The organism is Ruegeria sp. BHSC026 (genome assembly GCF_059613065.1).
The window spans coordinates 187,930-202,038 of record NZ_JBXWRV010000001.1 but is presented as its reverse complement, the minus strand read 5'-3'; the positions used below and the strand labels follow the sequence as shown (position 1 = coordinate 202,038).

The window sequence follows — 14,109 nt, the reverse complement described above, 5'->3', positions numbered from 1 at the left end:
CTGGTGTCACCCCGCCGAAATGGCGGCGCGCAGTTGGCGCAGGTGGGTCGGGAAATGCCGGGCGGTCAGATCGGCTTCGCGGACCAAGGTATCGAAATGCCGCGTAAAAACCTCGATCCGGTCCCGGTCGCGAAAGGCCATGTAATGGCTGCCGACATAGAACACGCATAGCAGCGGACCAAAGATGGTAACCGGCGCGGAATAGAGCCGCTTGGCATCGAACAGGTAGATGCGCATACGCGGATACAGCTGCTCGCACAGCTCGAGCATGTGATCGATCTGGTCCAGCCGCGCCTGCAGGGGCAGTCCATCATAATAGCCGGTGCCATGGGCAAAGCTGTGAATCTCATACAGCGGCATAGCGATTTCATAATCGGACTGGGCACCGCGCATCCAGGTCAGGCGGTCCTCGGAGGCGCCGATGGCCTGGTCGGCGGTTCGGCCCAGATGCGGCGCGTATTCCCATTCCAGCACGGCGCGGGTTTTCAGCATGTCGGGCAGAGTGGCCGGAACATATCGGATCTTGTAACCCGCGGCCTGCTGGTGCCATTCAAAGATGCGCTCATCGACCAGCGCGCGGGGTGCCTCGGTCATGGTGAGCGAGCTGGCCAGCAGCTCGGCCGCGCTTTCAGGGCGGTCCGAGAGGCTGAGCAGCCAATCCGCCGACACCCCCAGAGCCGTGGCGCAACTGCCCACCACATGGGCGTTGGGCAGGCGTGCGCCAGTGTCGGTCAGCAACTGGGAAACGGTCGAGCGATCGACCCCGATGGTGCGCGCCAGCGCGCTTTGGCTCATGTTCCGCTGCGCCATCGCTCGGGCCAGGCGCAGGCGGAACTGCGCGGCGCGGTCTCGTTTGTCGAAATTTTCCTGCATTTGATGATAAATATCACGGACGCTGAGATTTGTTAATCATATTCGGAATTCTCGACAGCGCCACTGGCAGGTAACGCTTTGGTGAAAAGCAAAAAAGACTGGGGACCGGAATGGAAACGCGGCGAAGATCTGTCGTGAAAGCAATCATTTGGAATGCGATGGGCCTTGCGGTCATGACCGTGGTGGGGCTGATCGCCACCGGCTCGGCCGCCGTCGGAGGCGTATTGGCGGTGGTGAACACGGCCATCGGGCTGACGCTCTACGTGATATACGAACGCATCTGGGCCGGAATTTCCTGGGGGCGGCATGGCTGAGGCGACCACCCCCAAATCCCCCGAATGGCCGACCTTTGCCCTGATCGTAGCCTGCTATGCCCTTTGGCTTATTGCGATTTTCGGCGTGGCGGCGTGGTCGCTGTGGCTGGCGGTGCCGATGATGGGTGTCGTCGCGGCGCTGCATTCTTCGCTGACGCATGAAGCGCTGCACGGCCACCCGTTCCGTGCAAAGTGGTTGAACGAGGCGCTGATGGCGCTGCCGCTGACCCTGTTCATCCCCTACAACCGCTTCCGCGATCTGCATCTGGCGCACCATCAGGATGCCAACCTGACCGACCCCTATGACGATCCGGAAACCAACTATCTGGACCCGGCAGTCTGGGTCAGGCTGCCGCGATGGCAGCGGTGGGTCTATCAGGCGAACAACACGCTGTTGGGGCGCATGGTGCTGGGTCCGATCATCGGCCAGTTGGCCTTTATGCGCGACGACTGGCGCGGCGCGGTAAGCGGGGACCGCGACATCTGGCTGGCCTGGGCCCTGCATCTGCCGGGTGCGGCGGCGGTTCTGTGGATCGTGGCGCAATCAGCGATGCCTGTCTGGGCCTTTGTTCTGGCGGCCTATCTGGGGCTGGCGCTGGTCAAGATCCGCACCTTTCTGGAACATCGAGCGCACGAGAAATCGCGTGCCCGCACGGTTATCGTCGAAGACCGCGGACCGCTTGCCTTTCTGTTTCTGAACAACAACTTGCATGTCGTTCATCACATGAACCCGGCGGCGCCATGGTATAGACTGCCCGCGCTCTATCGCCGAGGGAAAGAGCGCTATCTGGCCTGCAACGAGGCCTATGTCTATCGCTCGTACGGGCAGGTTTTCCGGCAGTATTTCTGGCGCGCCAAGGATCCGGTGGCGCATCCGCTCTGGCCAAAACCCTGATTTGACGACAGAAGGGACTCCATGAGCTTGTGGATTCCCGTGACCTTGGCCGCCGCCACTTTTCAGACGGTGCGCTTCATGCTGCAGAAATCGCTGAGCAGCGTGAAGTTGTCGGCGACCGGCGCGACCTTTGCGCGCTTTGCCTATTCGATGCCTCTGGTGCTGCTGGGGCTGGCGGGGGCGATGCGGCTCAGCGGTCTGCCGCTGCCGGCGCTGCCGCCTCTGTTCTGGCTCTATGCCGCCATCGGTGGGGTGTCTCAGATCCTCGCTACGATCTGCGTCGTGGCGCTGTTCAAGCAGCGCAACTTTGCCGTCGGCATCACCTTCAAGAAAACCGAGGTGATCCAGACCGCCATCGTCGGTTTCATCGTGCTGGGAGACCGGGTCTCGTCCGGTGCGTTCGGGGCCATCCTGCTGGGGCTGCTGGCGGTTCTGCTGTTGTCGAAAACGCCGGGCGGCAGTGGGGCGTGGTGGCGTCACCTGACCAACCGCGCCTCGCAACTGGGGTTGGGGTCGGGCGTCTTGTTCGCCTTTTCTGCGGTCAGCTATCGCGGCGCGTCGCTGCAACTGGGCAATGGCGAGGCCTGGTTCCGGGCGCTGGTGACGCTGGCGGTCGTGGTCTCGATCCAATTCCTGTCGATGGCGCTGTGGCTGGTTTGGCGCGACCGGGCCGAGCTGCGCGCGGTGTGGGACACGCGGCGCACCGGCATCTTCGTCGGGCTGACCAGCCTGGGCGGGTCGTTCTGCTGGTTCTGGGCTTTCAGCCTGCAGAACGCGGCCTACGTCAAGGCGCTGGGGCAGGTGGAGCTGATTTTCAGCCTCATGGCCTCAGTCCTGGTCTTCCGCGAGACGGTGACACGGCGCGAGATTGCGGGGATGGTCCTGCTGGGCCTCTCGATCCTGATCCTGGTCGCAGCGATCTGAGATGTAAAAAGGCGCACGGAGGTCCGTGCGCCTTCTGATCTTTTTGCCATGCAGGCCGGTCAGCCCGCGCGGCGTTCGTCAAAGCTGAGAGCGATGAAGCTGGGCAGGTGATCGCCCATGCCCACGACGGCCGTTCCGCCATCATCGCGGCGCCCACGTCCTTTGCCACGTTTTTCCTTGGCAGGTTTGTCGTTCGGGGCGGCGTCCTTGGCGGGCTTGTCTTTCTTGCCCTCATCCTTGCGGGTCGAGGCGCGCGATTTCTTTTCGGGCTTTTTGTCCTCGGCCTCGGCCGGTTCGGCCTGAACCGGGTTGTCGAGACGCGGGATTTCTTTCTGGATCAGCTTCTCGATCGCATCCAGCGCCTTTTCATCGCGGGCCGAGCAGATGGTGATCGCCTTGCCCTCGCGCCCGGCGCGGCCGGTGCGGCCGATGCGGTGCACATAATCCTCGGGGTGGCTGGGCACGTCGAAGTTGAACACATGGCTGACCGACGGAATGTCGAGCCCGCGCGCGGCCACGTCAGACGCCACCAGCAAACGTACTGAGCCCTCTCGGAACCCGTCCAACGTTTTCATCCGCTGCGACTGGTCCAGATCGCCGTGGATCGGCGCGGCGTTGTAACCATATTTCTTGAGCGATTTCGCGGTGATATCCACATCGGTCTTGCGGTTGCAGAAGATGATGGCGTTGGTGCATTTGTCACCTTCGGCATCGATCAGTGCGCGCAGGACCTTGCGCTTGGTGCTGCCCTCGCGGTCACGGCGGCCGCCTTTGACCATCACGACACCCTGTTCGATGGTCTCGGACGCGGTGGCCTGACGAGCCACTTCGATCCGGGCCGGGGCCGACAGGAAAGTGTCTGTGATCCGCTCGATCTCGGGCGCCATGGTGGCCGAGAAGAACAGCGTCTGACGGGTAAAGGGCGTCAGCGAGAAGATGCGTTCGATATCGGGAATGAACCCCATGTCCAGCATCCGGTCAGCCTCGTCCACGACCATGATCTGCACGCCGGTCAGCAGCAGCTTGCCGCGTTCGAAATGGTCCAGCAGACGGCCGGGCGTGGCGATCAGAACGTCGACGCCACGGTCGATCAGGGCCTCTTGTTCCTTGAAGCTGACGCCGCCGATCAGCAGCGCTTTGGTCAGCTTCAGGTGCTTGGTGTAGGTGTCGAAGTTTTCCGCCACCTGCGCCGCTAGTTCCCGCGTCGGGCACAGCACCAGCGAACGCGGCATTCGCGCCCGGGCGCGGCCGCGCGCCAGCAGGGTGATCATCGGCAGGGTGAAGCTGGCGGTCTTGCCTGTGCCGGTTTGGGCGATACCCAGAACGTCTCGCCCTTCCAGCGCCGGTGGAATGGCGCCTTCCTGGATCGGGGTCGGGGTTTCGTAGCCGGCTTCCTCAATAGCTTTGAGGACCTTCGGGTTCAGGTTCAGATCGGTGAATTTCGTCATGTATGTCCGGTTCATGCGGACACTGACCTGGCCCGCGCGTATGAAAAATGCCGGGCCCGGATGGCCATGCGCACCATGCGCGTTTCGGCTTGGATGCGGACATAACAAAAAGGTGTGGCAGGGTCAAATGAAGTCGCCTTCATGTGTGGCCGTCATCTGTGATTGGGCTTTTGGCGCGACAATTCAGCAACTTCCGGGGAAGTTTTTCAGCGGTTTCGCCTAGAGTTCCAGCGGCCTGTGCAGGATCATGCCTCGCACACCTTCGGGTCGGCACGGCCGGGTTCGTCGAAAAAGCTGCGCAGAGTGCGAAAGGTCGTACGGGCGTGCTCATCGAGGTGGATGTGGCACGCCCCGCATTCAGATGAGGGCGACACGGACGAGGATGTCGGAAGTGGACCCGCGACCATCGACGGCATCCCCCGAGGCGGCGAGGCCCGGTCGGGCGCAGTCGTCATGTCGCGGCGCTGCGGTTGGGTTCGGATGGCAGGGCATCGAGCCCGGGCGGCCGGTCCGACCAGGTCAGGGTGCGATAGTCGAACCCGTATTCGATCGTCGGTTTCACGATGCGGAAATAGGGCGACAGGTCAAAGTCGCGCGGGGCGAACAGCGAATGGTGCCGGATGCTGAGGATCTCGCGGGCCTGGCCGGCGTCGCAGTCTTCGGTCAGGACCGGCAGGATCGGATAGCGTACGCTCTGGAACGCCTCGGCGATCAGGGTCGAGCAGATGGCGCGGGTCGGGTCACCCGAGCCCAGTTCCAGCATCTTGCGGCGAAAACGGGCCGGAACCGGCGGGTTCGGAAGCAGATACCGCAGCAGGTCGAAGATGTTCTTCAGGTCATAGGTCTTGCCGATACTGCCGCGCATGAAGGCGATGATCTGCGCCTCGTCTTCCGGGGTCAGGCCGATGGGGCGGCAGATACGAGTATTGAGATGGGCGAAATGTGAAACCGGAACCGCGCGCACGCCCTCTTGCAGGTCGGCCTCGATCATCTGGGTGTCGGGGTCGTCGCCCCCGGCGTAGAATGCCACATGCGACCAGGTCGAGTTGGTGAGATACTTGATCGCCGAGGCGACCCGGCTGTTGCCCTCGACCAGCAGCACGTCGCAGGGCCGCAGGGTGCGGCGCAGGCGTTCGGGCGTGGTGGTCGAAAAGCTCTGATACCCTTTGAGCGGCTTTTCGATGAACCGCGACAGTGTGCGCCCAACCGTGCCCAGAAGCCTGTTCATGCCGCATCCTCCGCGCTGTGTCCGACGGCAGTATACCGCCCAATCCGGTCCGGGCCGGATCACAAACCCGTTGATATTACGTCATCATCTCCTTGGTCGCGGTCAAGGACAGTTTGGGATAGTCGCGCACCACTCGGTCGATGTCCCACTGAAGCCGGGTCAGATAAACGATGTCGCCATCGTGGTCATGGGCGATGTGCTGCTTGTTGGCATTGACGAACCTCTCGATCTCGGCCTTGTCGCCCGACACCCAGCGCGCACTGGTGAATTGCGAGGCCTCGAACCGGACGGGCAGGCCGTATTCCAGCTCGATCCGGCTGGCCAGCACTTCGAATTGCAACGCCCCCACCACGCCGACGATGAAGCCCGAGCCGATCGACGGCTTGAAAACCTTGGCCGCGCCTTCCTCGGCAAACTGCATCAGTGCCTTTTCCAGGTGCTTGGCCTTCATCGGGTCACCGGCGCGCACGCCCTGCAGCAGTTCGGGCGCGAAGGACGGGATGCCGGTCACGCGGATCGCCTCGCCCTCGGTCAGAGTGTCGCCGATGCGCAACTGTCCGTGGTTGGGGATGCCGATGATGTCGCCGGCCCAAGCCTCTTCGGCCAGTTCCCGGTCGGATGCGAGGAACAGCACCGGGTTCGACACCGCCATGGGCTTCTTGGTGCGCACATGGGTCAGCTTCATGCCGCGCTTGAAATGGCCGCTGGCCATGCGGACAAAGGCCACCCGGTCGCGGTGCTTGGGGTCCATGTTGGCCTGCACCTTGAAGACAAAGCCCGCCACCTTCTTTTCGTCTGGCGAAATCTGGCGCGGTTCGGCCGATTGCACCTGCGGCTGCGGGCCATATTGGCCGATACCCTCCATCAGTTCCTTGACGCCGAAAGAGTTGATGGCCGATCCGAACCAGATCGGGGTCATGTGGCCTTCAAGAACCGCCTGCGGGTCCAGCGCGGGCAACAATTCGCGCGCCATCTCGACCTCTTCCAGCAGCTTGTCCAGCAGATGCGCGGGCACATGCTCGGCCAGTTTGGGGTCGTCAAGCCCGTTGATCTCGATGCTTTCGGCCACCTTGTTGCGGTCGGCGCGGTCCATCAGCTCCAGTCGGTCGCGCAGCATGTCATAGCAGCCGATGAAATCGCGCCCCATGCCGATGGGCCAGCTGGCCGGGGTCACGTCGATGGCCAGCATTTCCTGGATCTCGTCGATGATCTCGAACGTATCGCGGCTTTCGCGGTCCATCTTGTTGCAGAAGGTCAGGATGGGCAGATCGCGCAGGCGGCAGACCTCGAACAGCTTCTGCGTCTGGCTTTCCACACCCTTGGCCCCGTCGATCACCATGACCGCGGCGTCAACGGCGGTCAGGGTGCGATAGGTGTCTTCGGAGAAGTCCGAGTGGCCGGGCGTATCGACCAGGTTGAACCGATAGGGGCCATAGTCAAACGACATGGCCGAGGCCGAGACCGAAATGCCCCGGTCCTTTTCCATCTGCATGAAGTCCGACCGCGTGCGCCGTGCCTCGCCCTTGGCGCGCACCTGTCCGGCCATTTGGATGGCGCCGCCATACAGAAGAAACTTTTCGGTCAGGGTCGTCTTGCCCGCATCCGGGTGCGAGATGATGGCAAAGGTCCGGCGCCGGGCGATCTCGGGCGGCAGGGTGGGTTGGTTCGAGGCGGTATCAAGCATGACCGCGCGTATAGGCGGGGAATCCTGCCGAGGCAAGACAAAGGGGGTGGTTCGAATCGGGCGGATGTGCGACGAAGAACATATAGTGAACAAATAATGGAGTGGACCAATGAATTTGAAAGAAATCGCTCAGGAGCTGGTGGCCGGCTGCCGCGAGGACCGCGCCAAGGAGAATTTGGAAAAACTGTATGCGCCCGATGCCGTTTCGGTCGAAGCGATGGACATGCAGGGCATGGGCCGCGAGACCCACGGCATTGAAGGCATCCGAGGCAAGCACGACTGGTGGGAAGGCGCGCACGAGGTGTCGGGCGCGTCGGTCAGCGGCCCGTTCCTGCATGGCGAAGACCGCTTCGCCGTGATCTTCGAGGTTCAGGGCAAGGTGAAGGAAACCGGTGAAGTCTTTGATATGAAAGAGGTCGGCGTCTATCACGTGGCGGATGGAAAGATCGTACGCGAAGAGTTCTTCTACTGATATACTTCAGCGGTTTGCTGACTAGCTAATTTTGGCGGTGCGATGTTAGGAGTTTTGTGTTCGAAAAGGTATACCGATGTCAGAAACCCAAAATACACCGAACCGCGAGAATTGGCCCTTCGGAGTCGAGAGCATTTCAATCGATGAATTGGATGCTCTCGGCGTGGATTATCATGGGCAACTTTACTGGCGCGGAAAAAAAGTAGTTACGCAGCAGACTCAAAGGCTGGCCAAATTCGAACGGTTTTTTGGGGCGCTAGCAGTAGTTGCTGCAATAGTTGGTGTTATTGTCCAAAGCTGGAGTTGGGTGTGCGAACTGGAGTGGCTTGGTGGGTCGGCTTGTCCGCCCAGCGCAAGTTTAACAGTGACGTCCGACGCGGATGGAACCAACTGAAGAACGACGGGGGATCAGATGGATCTGGGAATCAAAGGAAAACGCGCGCTGGTCTGTGCCAGCAGCAAGGGCTTGGGGCTGGGCTGCGCCGAGGCGCTGGCCGCCGAGGGCGTTGATCTGGTGATGAACGCACGTGGACATGACGCGCTGAAGGCGCAGGCCGACCGGTTGCGCGCCGAACATGGCGTCGAGGTGCAGACCGTGGCCTGCGATGTGACCACCCCCGAAGGCCAGGCGCAGGTGATCGAGGCCGCGCAGGGCGTTGATATACTTGTGACAAACGCCGGTGGCCCGCCGCCGGGCCTGTGGTCGGACTGGGACCGAGAGGATTTCATCAAGGCGCTGGATGCCAACATGCTGACGCCGATCGCCTTCATGAAGGCGCTGTTGCCGTCGATGATGGACAAGGGGTGGGGCCGGGTGGTGAACATCACCTCGCAATCCGTGCGGGCCCCCATCGCGGTGCTGGGCCTGTCGAACGCGGCACGCACCGGGCTGACCGGCTATGTGGCCGGAACCGCGCGGCAGGTGGCGCCCTATGGCGTGACCATCAACAACCTGTTGCCCGGCATTCATGCCACCGACCGGGCGGACTCGCTGGATGCCGGAGTTTCGGCGCAAAAGGGAATCTCGCTGGACGAGGCACGGGCCGAGCGCGCGGCCACGATCCCGGCGCGGCGCTATGGTACGCGGCAGGAATTCGGCGCGACCTGTGCGTTTCTGTGCTCGCAACATGCCGGGTTCATCGTGGGGCAGAACATCCTGCTGGATGGCGGCGCGACCAACCTGACGATGTGACCGTGGCGCAGGGGTTTTCGCTGAAGGATCAGCTGTTCAACGCGGAAAAGGCCCGTTACCTGGCCGGCCTGTTCACGCAGGCCGACCCCGGGTTTGACGGGGAGGCGTTCCAAGCGCGGGTCATGTCGCGCCTGCCGGAGCTAGAGCTGAAGCAGCGGATCGCGTGGATTGCCGATTGTTTGCAGACGGCCTTTCCCGGCGCGCTGCCCGACGTGGCCCCGGTGATCCTTCGGGCCTTGCCACCGCCTCTGGATCCGTCCCTGAACGATGACGATTTCGGTGACTTCATCTTTGCCCCATTGGGCGAGTGGGTGGCGCAGGTCGGCGCGGACCATCCCGACGTGGCGCTGGATGTGCTTGCAGAGATCACTCAGCGATTTTCGATGGAATGGGCGATCCGGCCATTTTTGAACAGCCATCCCGATCTGGTGCTGGACCGGATGCAGGACTGGTGCGGGCATTCCAGCTATCACGTCCGGCGGCTGGTCTCCGAAGGCACGCGCCCGCGGCTGCCCTGGGGGCAGGCGGTCGGGCTGGACCTGTCGGACCCGCTGCCGCTGCTGGATCGGTTGCACTCGGATCCGACGCGCTATGTCACGCGGTCGGTGGCGAACCATCTCAACGACATCACCAAGAAAGACCACGACCTGGCGCTGGACCGCCTGAAGGCGTGGCATGCCTCGGGTGCGCAGGAGGCCGGCGAGATGCGGTGGATCACCGCACATGCGCTGCGCGGGCTGGTCAAGTCCGGCCACGGCGGGGCGATGACGCTGCTGGGTTATGATCCCGACGCACCGCTGGAAGTGAATGCTGAGGTGATTGGCGAGGCCCGCATCGGCGGGGTTCTGGAGTTCGCTGTCTCGGTTTCAGGGCCCGATGATCAACCGGTCTTGATTGACTATATCGTGCATTTTCAGCGGCCTGGAGGGAAAATCTCACCCAAGGTTCACAAGCTCAGGCAAGCCAATCTTTCAGATGGCTGCCTGCGGCTGAGCAAGCGGCACAAACTCAAGGGCGACGCCACGACGTTTCGGTTGGTGCCGGGGCCGCATCGGCTTGAGATTCAGGTCAACGGCAAGGTCCGCGCGGGCGTGCCGTTCGAGCTGCTGGCCTAGCGCCTCTCTTGCGCCCGATGGGCGGGGTTGTTATCCCGGCGCAAGCCCGATGAAATTGATCGGGAAAAGGTAATTGGGGTCCGTCGGTGGCAATCAACACAGCTCCTCCGCGATTGGAAATCCGCAATCTGGTCTGCCGGTTCGGCGGGCGCACGGTGGTCGATGATGTCTCTCTGACCGTTCAGGCGGGGCAGGTGACCTGTCTGCTGGGCCCGTCGGGCTGCGGCAAATCCACCACGTTGCGGGCGATCGCCGGGGTCGAGATGCAGGAGTCCGGCGAGATCTATGTCGACGGCAAGCTGATCTGCGACACCGTGTTCCGCGTGCCGCCCGAACGGCGCGAGATCGGGCTGATGTTCCAGGACTTCGCCCTGTTCCCGCACCTGAGCGTGGCCGACAACGTGGCCTTCGGCCTGAAGGGCGGCAAGGACGAGAAACGCGCCCGCGTCGAGGAGTTGTTGGGCAAGGTGGACCTGCTGCGCTATGTCGACGGGTTTCCTCATCAGTTGTCGGGGGGCGAGCAACAGCGGGTCGCGCTGGCCCGTGCGCTGGCGCCGCGTCCCCGGATCATGCTGATGGACGAGCCGTTCTCGGGCCTCGACAACCGTCTGCGCGATGGCATCCGCGACGAGACGCTGGCCATTCTCAAGGAAGAGGACGCCGCCGTGCTGCTGGTCACGCACGAGCCCGAAGAGGCCATGCGCATGGCGGACGAGATTGCACTGATGCGGCGCGGCAGGATCGTGCAGCAGGGCGCGCCCTACAACGTGTATACCCGGCCGGTCGACAAGGCGGCGGTGGCGTTCTTCAGCGATGTCAACGTGTTGCGGTCACAGGTGAATGGGGCGCTGGCGGAAACGCCGTTCGGACAGTTCCTGGCGCCGGGCATCCCCGACGGCACCAATGTCGAGATCGTGTTCCGCCCGCAGCATGTGCGGCTGGATTTCGACCGCAACGGCAAGGGGCCGCTGCCCACCGCCACCGACGGCGTTCCGGCCCGCGGCGTGGTCGAGCGGGCGCGGTTCCTGGGCAACGAAAGCCTGATCGAGTTTCGCATGGACTATGACGGCTCGATCCTGAAGGTCACCGTGCCCAACGTGTTCGTGCCCAATCCGGGTCGGGTGATGTGGCTGACCATCCGCCGCGACAAGTGTTTCGTTTTTCCGGCCTGACCGCCCTTCGCCGTCGATTTCCCCGCAAGTGGTGCGCGAATGCCGCAGAAAGGGCCGGGGCGTCGCTTGCCGCGTTCGGTGGCTGCGTCTATCAAGGGCCAAACGCGGGGGCACAGCAGGCAGATGCGCATACTTCTGACGAACGATGACGGGATCAACGCGCCGGGTCTGATGACGCTGGAGGCGATCGCTGCAGATCTGGCCGGACCCGGGGGCGAGGTCTGGGTCGTGGCGCCTGCTTTCGAGCAGTCGGGGGTGGGCCATTGCATCAGCTATACCCATCCGATGATGATCGCCAAGCTGGGCGAGCGTCGGTTCGCCGCCGAGGGCTCGCCCGCCGACTGTGTTCTGGCCGGGCTGCACGAGGTGATGAAGGACGCCCGGCCCGATCTGGTCCTGTCCGGGGTGAACCGGGGCAACAATTCGGCCGAGAACACGTTGTATTCCGGCACCATCGGCGGCGCGATGGAGGCCGCCTTGCAGGGCATACCCGCGATTGCCCTGTCGCAGTATTTCGGGCCGCGCAATCTAGGGCTCGAGGATCCGTTCCAGGCCGCCGCGCGTCACGGCGCCGACCTGGTGCGGCGCATCCTTGCGGCCACGCCGCCCGAGCAGGAAGACTACCGGCTGTTCTACAACGTGAATTTCCCGCCCGTTCCCGCCGACGAGGTGCTGGGCACCCGCGTCGTGCGCCAGGGCTTTCGGCGCGACACGCATTTCTCGGTCGAGCCGCACACCTCGCCTTCGGGGCGGCGGTTCCTGTGGATCAAGGGCGGCTATCAGCACAACCCCACCGCGCCCGGCACCGACGCGGCGGCCAATCTGGAAGGTTACATCTCGGTCACGCCGATGCGGGCCGATCTGACGGCGCATGACGCGCTTGACGCTTTGAAGACGATCGAATGACTGGACCGGACCCGGAAACCAAGATGCAGTTCCTGTTTGCCCTGCGCTCGCGCGGGGTGACGGATGCGCGCGTTCTGGACGCGATGGAGCAGATCGACCGTGGCAGGTTCGTCCGCGGCCTGTTCGCGGAACGGGCCTATGAGGACACGCCGCTGCCGATTGCCTGCGGTCAGACGATCAGCCAGCCCTCGGTCGTTGGGCTGATGACGCAGGCGCTGCAGGTCACGCCGCGGGACAAGGTGCTCGAGGTGGGCACCGGGTCGGGCTATCAGGCGGCGGTTTTGGCCAAGCTGGCACGCCGGGTCTACACGGTCGAGCGCCACAAGCGCCTGGTGCGCGAAACCGGAGAGCTGTTTCGCGAGTTGGGATTGACCAACATTACCGCGATGCATTCAGACGGATCCTTTGGATTGCCCGAACAGGCCCCCTTTGACCGGATCATCGTGACCGCCGCCGCCGAGGACCCGCCCGGGCCGCTCTTGGCGCAGTTGAAAATCGGCGGTATCATGGTGTTGCCCGTGGGGCAGTCGGATGCGGTGCAGACCCTGATCCGGGTCACCAGAACCGAGTCCGGCTTCGACTATGACGAGTTGTTGCCCGTCCGATTCGTGCCCTTGTTGGAGGGGCTTGGCAGGGACGAAGCGTAGAAGCCGTAGCAAAAAGGGCGCCAGAACCCCGGCAAACAGGGGCAGGTGTTGAGGACAGAGACATGAGAGCAGTTTCCAGGTCAGTCTTGGGTCGTGGCGCGTCGGCGCTGGCCACGGTCGCGGTGCTTGCCGGGTGCGAGGGGCCGCTGGATTACGATTTGCGGGGTCAGGTCGGCGGGTTTTCGACCACCCCGGCCGCCTTGTCGGCCACAGCAGACCGCCCGGCGCCCGATGCGCGCGGGGTGATCACCTATCCCACCTACCAGGTGGCGGTGGCCCGGCGGGGCGATACGGTCGGCACGGTCGCGGCGCGGGTTGGCCTGCCCGAGGCCGAACTGGCCCGGTTCAACGGATTGCTGCCCAGCGACCAACTGCGCGAGGGCGAGGTTCTGGCCTTGCCCCGGTCGGTCGGGGCCGGGGCGGGCAATGTCGATATCGCCTCGATCGCAACGACGGCCATCGATCAGGCGCCGGATACCGGCGGCGTGCGTGTCTCGACGCTGGAACCGGTCAAACCTGCGCCGGTCACCTCGACGGACGAGCCGATCCGCCACAAGGTCAAGCGCGGCGAGACGGCCTATACCATTTCCCGCCTGTACCAGGTGCCGGTAGATGCGCTGGCCGAATGGAACGGCCTGGGCCCCGATTTCACCGTGCGCGAGGGGCAATACCTGCTGATTCCAGTCAAGGACCAGGCCGCGCCGCGACAAGCGGCCGTGCCCGCGGCAACGGCGGTGACCGAGCCGGGGCAGGGGTCTCCGACACCCACGCCGCCCAGTGCCACCCAGCCCCTGCCGGATGAAAAGATCGCACCGCCGGCCCCCGCGCCGGACGTGACCGCCGAGGCGCCGACCCAGACCAGCGCTTCGGCCCTGGCGATGCCGGTCACCGGCAAGATCATCCGGCCCTATGCCAAGGGCAAGAACGAGGGGATCGACATTGCCGGCAGCCCCGGCACACCGGTCAAGGCCGCCGAGGCCGGCACCGTGGCCGCGATCACGGCCGATGCAGACCAGATCCCGATCATTGTGGTCAAGCACAGCAACGATCTGCTGACGGTCTATGCGAATGTCGAGGGGATCTCGGTTAAGAAAGGCGACCGGGTCAGCCGCGGCCAGAGCATTGCCAAGCTGCGCGGCGGCGAAAACGCCTATGTGCATTTCGAGGTGCGCGAAGGCTTCGAGTCGGTGGATCCGGAAACCTATCTGCGCTGAAAATTCGGCGCGATCTTTCGGGGCT

General features: G+C 63.7%; 15 protein-coding genes. 11 read left to right on the top strand and 4 right to left on the bottom strand.

Going from position 1 to position 14,109, the window contains the following annotated elements:
* Nucleotides 1-6: 6 nt before the first annotated feature.
* A complete protein-coding gene (locus AC2FME_RS00985; protein ID WP_496686278.1) occupies nucleotides 7-873 on the bottom strand; it encodes a helix-turn-helix domain-containing protein in 867 nt (288 codons plus the stop codon).
* A 110-nt stretch (nucleotides 874-983) separates the two neighbouring features.
* Here AC2FME_RS00985 and AC2FME_RS00980 point away from each other — a divergent pair, with 110 nt between their 5' ends.
* Genes AC2FME_RS00980 through AC2FME_RS00970 form a run of 3 tightly spaced genes read left to right on the top strand, consistent with a single transcriptional unit; the run spans nucleotide 984 to nucleotide 3,006 of the window.
* Nucleotides 984-1,187: a DUF2061 domain-containing protein gene (locus tag AC2FME_RS00980; protein WP_149774534.1), complete on the top strand. Its 204-nt coding sequence runs from the start codon at nucleotides 984-986 to the stop codon at nucleotides 1,185-1,187.
* A complete protein-coding gene (locus AC2FME_RS00975) occupies nucleotides 1,180-2,082 on the top strand; it encodes a fatty acid desaturase (protein ID WP_496799367.1) in 903 nt (300 codons plus the stop codon). The genes AC2FME_RS00980 and AC2FME_RS00975 overlap by 8 nt, the downstream gene beginning before the upstream one ends.
* 21 nt (nucleotides 2,083-2,103) lie before the next feature.
* Nucleotides 2,104-3,006 carry an EamA family transporter gene (locus AC2FME_RS00970; protein ID WP_496799366.1) on the top strand — a complete coding sequence of 301 codons (903 nt, stop codon included), beginning with the start codon at nucleotides 2,104-2,106 and terminating at the stop codon, nucleotides 3,004-3,006.
* A 59-nt stretch (nucleotides 3,007-3,065) separates the two neighbouring features.
* Here AC2FME_RS00970 and AC2FME_RS00965 read toward each other — a convergent pair whose 3' ends face one another.
* The 3 genes from AC2FME_RS00965 to AC2FME_RS00955 form a co-directional block, all read right to left on the bottom strand.
* The gene (locus tag AC2FME_RS00965; protein ID WP_170459353.1) at nucleotides 3,066-4,454 is read right to left on the bottom strand and encodes a DEAD/DEAH box helicase; all 1,389 of its coding nucleotides are present in this window, start codon (nucleotides 4,452-4,454) and stop codon (nucleotides 3,066-3,068) included.
* Between the two features lie 451 nt (nucleotides 4,455-4,905).
* Nucleotides 4,906-5,682: a YiiX/YebB-like N1pC/P60 family cysteine hydrolase gene (locus AC2FME_RS00960; protein ID WP_496712840.1), complete on the bottom strand. Its 777-nt coding sequence runs from the start codon at nucleotides 5,680-5,682 to the stop codon at nucleotides 4,906-4,908.
* Nucleotides 5,683-5,758: 76 nt separating this feature from the next.
* Nucleotides 5,759-7,366 (bottom strand): peptide chain release factor 3, encoded by a 1,608-nt coding sequence (locus AC2FME_RS00955; RefSeq protein WP_496686271.1) that lies wholly within the window; start codon nucleotides 7,364-7,366, stop codon nucleotides 5,759-5,761.
* 109 nt (nucleotides 7,367-7,475) lie between these two features.
* Between AC2FME_RS00955 and AC2FME_RS00950 the strand changes: the two genes are divergently transcribed.
* From AC2FME_RS00950 to AC2FME_RS00915, 8 genes are all read left to right on the top strand, one after another.
* Nucleotides 7,476-7,838: a SnoaL-like domain-containing protein gene (locus AC2FME_RS00950; protein ID WP_496799365.1), complete on the top strand. Its 363-nt coding sequence runs from the start codon at nucleotides 7,476-7,478 to the stop codon at nucleotides 7,836-7,838.
* Nucleotides 7,839-7,914: 76 nt separating this feature from the next.
* The gene (locus AC2FME_RS00945; protein ID WP_496799364.1) at nucleotides 7,915-8,232 is read left to right on the top strand and encodes a hypothetical protein; all 318 of its coding nucleotides are present in this window, start codon (nucleotides 7,915-7,917) and stop codon (nucleotides 8,230-8,232) included.
* A gap of 18 nt (nucleotides 8,233-8,250) precedes the next feature.
* Nucleotides 8,251-9,030: an SDR family oxidoreductase gene (locus AC2FME_RS00940; RefSeq protein WP_496799363.1), complete on the top strand. Its 780-nt coding sequence runs from the start codon at nucleotides 8,251-8,253 to the stop codon at nucleotides 9,028-9,030.
* Nucleotides 9,031-9,032: 2 nt separating this feature from the next.
* A complete protein-coding gene (locus AC2FME_RS00935; RefSeq protein ID WP_496799362.1) occupies nucleotides 9,033-10,145 on the top strand; it encodes a YhaZ family DNA alkylation repair protein in 1,113 nt (370 codons plus the stop codon).
* An 86-nt stretch (nucleotides 10,146-10,231) separates the two neighbouring features.
* Nucleotides 10,232-11,317, top strand: coding sequence for an ABC transporter ATP-binding protein (locus tag AC2FME_RS00930; protein ID WP_496678042.1), 1,086 nt, complete (start codon nucleotides 10,232-10,234; stop codon nucleotides 11,315-11,317).
* 123 nt (nucleotides 11,318-11,440) lie between these two features.
* Entirely contained in the window at nucleotides 11,441-12,223 is a 783-nt protein-coding gene (gene surE / locus AC2FME_RS00925) for a 5'/3'-nucleotidase SurE (RefSeq protein WP_496678043.1), read from the top strand.
* Entirely contained in the window at nucleotides 12,220-12,870 is a 651-nt protein-coding gene (locus tag AC2FME_RS00920; RefSeq protein WP_496678044.1) for a protein-L-isoaspartate(D-aspartate) O-methyltransferase, read from the top strand. Before surE ends, AC2FME_RS00920 begins: the two co-directional genes overlap by 4 nt.
* 62 nt (nucleotides 12,871-12,932) lie before the next feature.
* Nucleotides 12,933-14,084 carry a peptidoglycan DD-metalloendopeptidase family protein gene (locus AC2FME_RS00915; protein ID WP_496678046.1) on the top strand — a complete coding sequence of 384 codons (1,152 nt, stop codon included), beginning with the start codon at nucleotides 12,933-12,935 and terminating at the stop codon, nucleotides 14,082-14,084.
* Nucleotides 14,085-14,109 lie beyond the last annotated feature (25 nt).

Coding starts and splice junctions, on each gene's coding strand:
- surE (WP_496678043.1), top strand. CDS start 11,441: ATGCGCATACTTCTGACGAACGATGACGGGATCAACGCGCCGGGTCTG.
- AC2FME_RS00955 (WP_496686271.1), bottom strand. CDS start 7,366: ATGCTTGATACCGCCTCGAACCAACCCACCCTGCCGCCCGAGATCGCC.
- AC2FME_RS00950 (WP_496799365.1), top strand. CDS start 7,476: ATGAATTTGAAAGAAATCGCTCAGGAGCTGGTGGCCGGCTGCCGCGAG.
- AC2FME_RS00940 (WP_496799363.1), top strand. CDS start 8,251: ATGGATCTGGGAATCAAAGGAAAACGCGCGCTGGTCTGTGCCAGCAGC.
- AC2FME_RS00980 (WP_149774534.1), top strand. CDS start 984: ATGGAAACGCGGCGAAGATCTGTCGTGAAAGCAATCATTTGGAATGCG.
- AC2FME_RS00985 (WP_496686278.1), bottom strand. CDS start 873: ATGCAGGAAAATTTCGACAAACGAGACCGCGCCGCGCAGTTCCGCCTG.
- AC2FME_RS00960 (WP_496712840.1), bottom strand. CDS start 5,682: ATGAACAGGCTTCTGGGCACGGTTGGGCGCACACTGTCGCGGTTCATC.
- AC2FME_RS00920 (WP_496678044.1), top strand. CDS start 12,220: ATGACTGGACCGGACCCGGAAACCAAGATGCAGTTCCTGTTTGCCCTG.
- AC2FME_RS00965 (WP_170459353.1), bottom strand. CDS start 4,454: ATGACGAAATTCACCGATCTGAACCTGAACCCGAAGGTCCTCAAAGCT.
- AC2FME_RS00945 (WP_496799364.1), top strand. CDS start 7,915: ATGTCAGAAACCCAAAATACACCGAACCGCGAGAATTGGCCCTTCGGA.
- AC2FME_RS00975 (WP_496799367.1), top strand. CDS start 1,180: ATGGCTGAGGCGACCACCCCCAAATCCCCCGAATGGCCGACCTTTGCC.
- AC2FME_RS00915 (WP_496678046.1), top strand. CDS start 12,933: ATGAGAGCAGTTTCCAGGTCAGTCTTGGGTCGTGGCGCGTCGGCGCTG.
- AC2FME_RS00970 (WP_496799366.1), top strand. CDS start 2,104: ATGAGCTTGTGGATTCCCGTGACCTTGGCCGCCGCCACTTTTCAGACG.